This window comes from Citrobacter sp. Cu096 (assembly GCF_030332285.1).
GTDB lineage: Bacteria > Pseudomonadota > Gammaproteobacteria > Enterobacterales > Enterobacteriaceae > Citrobacter > Citrobacter meridianamericanus.
Genome location: NZ_JAOWID010000025.1, coordinates 1 through 5,577, shown reverse-complemented (window position 1 = coordinate 5,577; position 5,577 = coordinate 1). Strand labels below are relative to the sequence as shown.

Below are 5,577 nucleotides of genomic sequence, written 5' to 3'. Positions count from 1 at the left end.
GCAACAACGCCCGCACCAACAGTACGGCCGCCTTCACGGATTGCGAAACGCAGACCGTCGTCCATCGCGATTGGGTGGATCAGGGTAACAACCATTTTGATGTTGTCGCCCGGCATTACCATCTCAACGCCTTCCGGCAGTTCGATGGTACCAGTCACGTCAGTAGTACGGAAGTAGAACTGCGGACGGTAGCCTTTGAAGAACGGAGTATGACGGCCGCCTTCGTCTTTGGACAGAATGTACACTTCAGATTCGAACTTGGTGTGCGGCTTGATAGAGCCCGGCTTAGCCAGTACCTGACCACGTTCGATTTCTTCACGTTTGATACCACGCAGCAGAACACCAACGTTCTCACCAGCACGGCCTTCGTCCAGCAGTTTGCGGAACATTTCAACGCCAGTACAGGTAGACTTGGCAGTCTCTTTGATACCAACGATTTCAACTTCTTCACCAACTTTGATGATACCGCGCTCTACACGACCGGTAACAACGGTACCACGACCGGAGATGGAGAATACGTCTTCGATTGGCAGCAGGAACGGCTTATCGATAGCACGTTCTGGTTCTGGGATGTAAGAATCCAGGAAGCCAGCCAGTTCGATGATTTTCGCTTCCCACTCTGCTTCGCCTTCCAGCGCTTTCAGAGCAGAACCACGAACGATCGGCGTGTCGTCGCCCGGGAAATCGTACTGAGACAGAAGTTCACGAACTTCCATTTCTACCAGTTCCAGCAGCTCTTCGTCATCAACCATGTCGCATTTGTTCAGGAACACGATGATGTACGGAACGCCTACCTGACGACCCAGCAGGATGTGCTCACGAGTCTGCGGCATCGGGCCGTCAGTCGCAGCAACAACCAGGATCGCGCCGTCCATCTGCGCAGCACCGGTGATCATGTTTTTAACATAGTCGGCGTGGCCCGGGCAGTCTACGTGTGCGTAGTGGCGAGTCGGGGTGTCATATTCAACGTGAGAAGTGTTGATGGTGATACCACGAGCTTTTTCTTCCGGCGCGTTATCGATCTGATCGAATGCACGCGCAGCACCGCCGTAGGTTTTAGCCAGTACGGTAGTGATTGCAGCGGTCAGCGTTGTTTTACCATGGTCAACGTGGCCGATAGTACCGACGTTAACGTGCGGTTTAGTACGTTCAAATTTTTCTTTAGACATCGATTGTCCCTCTAAGACACGGATAAATCGGTGATATCACCACATCAACCAGGCAATATACCTGAGCTGTTGAATGCTTTTAAAAGTAAACAGAGAGAAACGGGAAGGAGAAGTGAAGTGGTGCTGATACCCAGAGTCGAACTGGGGACCTCACCCTTACCAAGGGTGCGCTCTACCAACTGAGCCATATCAGCACGTCTGGAGCGGGCAGCGGGAATCGAACCCGCATCATCAGCTTGGAAGGCTGAGGTAATAGCCATTATACGATGCCCGCATCCTGAAACTCGGCTACCCAGTTCTTTCTGTAACAAAAAAGAGATTGCTCTCTTTTCTGTTAGAGCTGGTTAATTTTTTAACCAACTCAGGCGGCATTAACGCTGCCAGAAAGTGGTGGTGGGGGAAGGATTCGAACCTTCGAAGTCTGTGACGGCAGATTTACAGTCTGCTCCCTTTGGCCGCTCGGGAACCCCACCGGACTTGATGGTGCCGACTACCGGAATCGAACTGGTGACCTACTGATTACAAGTCAGTTGCTCTACCTACTGAGCTAAGTCGGCATCAAGTAGCGCGCATTTTATGGAGACATGCGCACTCATGCAACTAAAAAATTGCATAAAATGTTCTATCGCTCACATTTTGCACTATACGACCGATAAATAATCTATTTTCTCTTTGGGTTGAACAAATTTCCAACGTCAGGCACCCTCCCAGAGGGGTATTTTGCTCCGACATGCGGTTATCAATAGAGAGAAAGCGCATCTTTATACATCTGGAATAGCCGTCACATTGCGTTTCAGGGGATGATTTTTTCTTATTATTCCCCCTCATCTGGTGTTACCCTCCTGCCCATTGTCCAAATTAACTGAAATGTGCATGCCATTGCGGACCGGGGACGATTTCGTTTTTTACCGCAAACCTGATAGAGCAATGGCAGCCAGACCATGCGTATGAGTATAAAAGAGCAAGCGTTAACGTCGCCTTATCTACAGTTTGATCGCAACCAGTGGGCTGCGCTTCGTGATTCCGTGCCGATGACCCTGACCGAGGAAGAAATTGCTCGTTTGAAAGGCATAAACGAAGACTTATCGCTGGAAGAAGTTGCCGAGATTTATTTGCCTCTATCGCGTTTGCTAAATTTTTACATCAGTTCGAACCTGCGGCGTCAGGCGGTGCTGGAGCAATTTTTAGGCACCAACGGCGAGCGTATTCCTTATATCATTAGCATTGCTGGCAGTGTCGCTGTTGGCAAAAGTACGACTGCACGCGTGTTGCAGGCGCTGCTCAGTCGCTGGCCCGAGCATCGTAAGGTTGAGCTGATTACAACAGACGGTTTTCTTCATCCTAACCAGGTGCTGAAAGATCGCGGCCTTATGAAGAAGAAAGGCTTTCCGCAGTCCTATGATATGCACCGGCTGGTTAAATTCGTTTCCGATCTGAAGTCTGGCGTTCCCAACGTTACGGCGCCGGTTTATTCTCATCTGATCTATGATGTGATCCCTGATGGCGACAAAACCGTTGCCCAGCCCGATATATTAATACTCGAAGGACTCAATGTATTACAAAGCGGCATGGACTACCCTCACGATCCGCATCATGTATTTGTTTCTGATTTTGTCGACTTTTCTATTTATGTTGATGCACCAGAAGAATTACTCCAGACATGGTATATCAATCGCTTCCTGAAATTCCGCGAAGGGGCATTCACCAACCCAGACTCTTATTTCCATAACTATGCGAAATTGTCAGAAGATGAGGCCATCAACACGGCTACATCACTGTGGAAAGAAATTAACTGGTTGAATTTAAAACAAAACATATTGCCAACGCGTGAGCGAGCCAGCTTGATTATGACCAAAAGCGCCAATCATGCCGTTGAGCAAGTCAGGCTGCGTAAATAAATAAAAAAGGGGAGCCTGAGCTCCCCTTCTTATTATTCAGCGCTTCTAAGCGATATTTCCCCGCCCATCCAGGGTTTTACCACGCCATTTTGTTCAAGCAGCAATGCACCCTGCGCATCTATTCCACGCGATATACCAAATATTTCTTTATCACCAATAATGAGTTTAACGGGACGGTCGATAAAGTTATCCAGTGCCTTCCAGCGGGACAGATATGGCGCTAACCCCTCTTGCTCAAACAGTACCAACGCAGCACGCAGCTCGCGGATCAGTCGGGCAGCCAGAGTATTACGGTCAATATTAATACCCGCTTCCTGTAGGTTAATCCAGCCTTGATTAACCACATTCTCTTCAACCCGACGCATGGACATGTTAATACCCGCGCCAATAACAATCTGCGCGGCATCCCCCGTCTTACCGGTGAGTTCTACCAGGATCCCTGCCAGCTTACGGTCGAGCAAATAGAGATCGTTCGGCCATTTAACACGTACTTTATCCGCACCCAGATCGCGTAAAACCTCAGCCATGACAATACCAATCACCAGGCTCAGGCCAATTGCAGCAGCCGGACCTTGCTCCAGCCGCCAGAACATCGAGAGGTATAGGTTAGCACCAAAGGGAGAGAACCATTTGCGTCCCCTGCGACCACGCCCGGCCTGCTGATATTCAGCGACGCAGGCATCTCCTGACTCAAGTTGGCTAATCCGATCCATCAGGTACTGATTGGTTGAGTCGATAACCGGCAGGACGGTAATATTTCCACCATCCAACTGAGAATGAATAAGTGATGAATCTAATAGCTGGATAGGTTCAGGTAAGCTATATCCTTTACCAGGGACAGTAAATACATCAACACCCCAGTCACGAAGCGTCTGGACATGCTTATTGATTGCCGCACGGCTCATCCCCAGCTTTTCACCGAGTTGCTCACCGGAGTGAAATTCGCCATCGGCTAATAATGAAATAAGCGTCAGGGGGACAGTATTATCCTTCATGCAACGATCTCCACGGCATTCACCTCACCTTGCGGGCCGATAAACCGGACTTCCGGTTCGAGCCAGACGTTGAATTTCTCACCGACTTTTTGGCGTACGTGATGCGCAAGTTGCACCACATCCTGACTCGTAGCATGGTCTGCATTGATCAGCACTAGTGCTTGCTGCTGGTGTACCGCTGCGCCGCCAATGCGCATACCTTTCAGCTGGCATTGATCAATAAGCCAGCCAGCAGCCAGTTTCACAGAGCCATCAGCTTGCGGGTAATGAGGTGCCGTCGGGAATTTAGCCAGAAGATCCCGTGCAATATCTGCGCTGACAACCGGATTTTTAAAGAAACTCCCCGCATTACCGTTTACTTTTGGATCGGGCAGCTTTGTGGTGCGCATATGGCAAACAGAATCAAAAACCTGCTGAGGCGTTACCGTTGCAGAGTCAAGACGTGTCAGGTCACCGTAAGTGAGAACAGGCTGCCAATGTTTAGCTAAACGCAGCCCAACGGCTACAATCGCGAAACGATCCTGGTACTCATGTTTGAAGATGCTGTCACGGTAACCAAATCGGCATTCTGCAGCGCTGACGCGCAGATGCTTGCCGGTCGAAAGCTCTACGCAGTCCACATATTCGCAGACGCGCTGCAGCTCCACGCCATAGGCACCAATATTTTGGATGGGGGATGAACCAACGCAACCAGGGATCATCGCCAGATTTTCGAGGCCAGGCATGTTGTGCTCCAGAGCATAACGTACCAGCTGATGCCAGTTTTCACCCGCGCCTACGTGTAGATACCATGCGTCAGGCTTCTCTGTAACCTCGATACCTTTGATACGGTTGACGATCACCGTGCCATGGAAAGTATCAAGAAACAGGACGTTACTCCCCTCACCCAGAATCAGTACCGGATGATGTGATGCATTGGCAGCATGCCAGGCGTTCAACAGTTGTTGCTCATTTTCAGCACAAACAATCTCGTTGGCAGACTGGTCAATGCCGAAGGTGTTCCAGGCTTTAAGGGAGTGATTCATAGACGCTTTCCTGATGCAAAATCGCGCTTAGTTTACCGCATATACCGCAGGATGGCTTGTGTTATGGAGGATCAGGGTGTTGCTTTGCAACCCGATAGTACGCGCAGCGCCGCAGCCGGCGGATTTCACTGCGCACAGACGCAAAAAAGCCCATCCGGCAGGATGGGCTTCTTCACTTTATTTGATGCCTGGCAGTTCCCTACTCTCGCATGGGGAGACCCCACACTACCATCGGCGCTACGGCGTTTCACTTCTGAGTTCGGCATGGGGTCAGGTGGGACCACCGCGCTACAGCCGCCAGGCAAATTCTGTTTATCAACACACTTTTTAGTCTGTCGATGTCATCTGTAATCAGGCTGAATCTTGTGTCTGTCTCTTCGCCAAAACATCTTCGGCGTTGTAAGGTTAAGCCTCACGGTTCATTAGTATCGGTTAGCTCAATGTATCGCTACACTTACACACCCGACCTATCAACGTCATCGTCTTTAAC

General features: G+C 50.0%; 4 protein-coding genes, 4 tRNA genes, 2 rRNA genes and 1 pseudogene. 2 read left to right on the top strand and 9 right to left on the bottom strand.

Annotated features, from left to right (window positions below; genetic code table 11):
* The 5 genes from tuf to OGX99_RS11240 all read right to left on the bottom strand — a co-directional run.
* Window positions 1-1,169: elongation factor Tu (gene tuf / locus OGX99_RS11260; protein WP_049014834.1), on the bottom strand; the 1,169-nt coding region annotated here is incomplete at its 3' end.
* 118 nt (window positions 1,170-1,287) lie between these two features.
* Window positions 1,288-1,363, bottom strand: a tRNA-Thr gene (locus OGX99_RS11255).
* A gap of 5 nt (window positions 1,364-1,368) precedes the next feature.
* A tRNA-Gly gene (locus tag OGX99_RS11250) sits at window positions 1,369-1,443 on the bottom strand.
* A gap of 114 nt (window positions 1,444-1,557) precedes the next feature.
* A tRNA-Tyr gene (locus tag OGX99_RS11245) sits at window positions 1,558-1,642 on the bottom strand.
* An 8-nt stretch (window positions 1,643-1,650) separates the two neighbouring features.
* Window positions 1,651-1,726, bottom strand: a tRNA-Thr gene (locus OGX99_RS11240).
* Window positions 1,727-1,745: 19 nt separating this feature from the next.
* Here OGX99_RS11240 and OGX99_RS11235 point away from each other — a divergent pair.
* A pseudogene (locus OGX99_RS11235) lies at window positions 1,746-1,826 on the top strand (hypothetical protein); the annotation flags it as partial.
* Window positions 1,827-2,116: 290 nt separating this feature from the next.
* On the top strand, window positions 2,117-3,067 hold the full coding sequence (gene coaA, locus OGX99_RS11230; RefSeq protein WP_003031107.1) for a type I pantothenate kinase: 951 nt from the start codon (window positions 2,117-2,119) through the stop codon (window positions 3,065-3,067).
* 32 nt (window positions 3,068-3,099) lie between these two features.
* Here the strand turns inward: coaA and birA are convergent, their stop codons facing one another.
* The 4 genes from birA to OGX99_RS11210 form a co-directional block, all read right to left on the bottom strand.
* Window positions 3,100-4,062, bottom strand: a complete 963-nt coding sequence (birA, locus tag OGX99_RS11225; protein WP_151220040.1) for a bifunctional biotin--[acetyl-CoA-carboxylase] ligase/biotin operon repressor BirA — start codon at window positions 4,060-4,062, stop codon at window positions 3,100-3,102.
* The gene (gene murB / locus OGX99_RS11220) at window positions 4,059-5,087 is read right to left on the bottom strand and encodes a UDP-N-acetylmuramate dehydrogenase (RefSeq protein ID WP_286543568.1); all 1,029 of its coding nucleotides are present in this window, start codon (window positions 5,085-5,087) and stop codon (window positions 4,059-4,061) included. The genes birA and murB overlap by 4 nt, the downstream gene beginning before the upstream one ends.
* Window positions 5,088-5,273: 186 nt before the next feature.
* Window positions 5,274-5,389, bottom strand: a 5S ribosomal RNA gene (rrf, locus tag OGX99_RS11215).
* Between the two features lie 99 nt (window positions 5,390-5,488).
* Window positions 5,489-5,577 (bottom strand): 23S ribosomal RNA (locus OGX99_RS11210); the annotation flags it as partial.

Coding starts and splice junctions, on each gene's coding strand:
- coaA (WP_003031107.1), top strand. CDS start 2,117: ATGAGTATAAAAGAGCAAGCGTTAACGTCGCCTTATCTACAGTTTGAT.
- birA (WP_151220040.1), bottom strand. CDS start 4,062: ATGAAGGATAATACTGTCCCCCTGACGCTTATTTCATTATTAGCCGAT.
- murB (WP_286543568.1), bottom strand. CDS start 5,087: ATGAATCACTCCCTTAAAGCCTGGAACACCTTCGGCATTGACCAGTCT.